The sequence below is a fragment of the Caballeronia sp. LZ043 genome, from assembly GCF_031451075.1.
Taxonomy (GTDB): Bacteria; Pseudomonadota; Gammaproteobacteria; order Burkholderiales; family Burkholderiaceae; genus Caballeronia.
Window position 1 is genome coordinate 1 of the sequence record NZ_JARUXT010000075.1, and the last position, 421, is coordinate 421.

General features: G+C 65.3%; 1 pseudogene. It reads right to left on the reverse strand.

Annotation, left to right across the window (positions count from 1 at the left end):
• Nucleotides 1-421: pseudogene (locus tag QCE64_RS37880) on the reverse strand (ABC transporter permease); the annotation flags it as partial.

Below are 421 nucleotides of genomic sequence, written 5' to 3' on the forward strand. Positions count from 1 at the left end.
GGCCTGCATCCACAGCGGCGAATCCATCACCTGCTGGTACCACTGCAACGACACGCCATGCGGCGGCCAGGCAAGGCCCGAGGCGGAATCGAACGACAGCGGGATCATCAGGAACGCAGGCGCGCTCAGGAACACCAGGATCAGTGTGACCACCGTGCGCAGCGTCATGCCGTTGCCGTCGCCTGCGCGCTTCTTGCGCTTCGGGAGGACGGCGATCAGCGTGTCGGTTGCGTTTGCCAGCAGCGTGAGCAGCGCGTCACCGAACTTGCGGCCCATGCCACCGTGCTGCTTCGGGTTGTTCGCCGTGCTGCCACCGGTCATGGTCGAGAGACCCACCATCCGGTCATACACCACGAACACCACCAGCACCACCGCCAGCAGCAGCACCGAGATCGCACCCGCGAAACCCCAGTTCAACGCC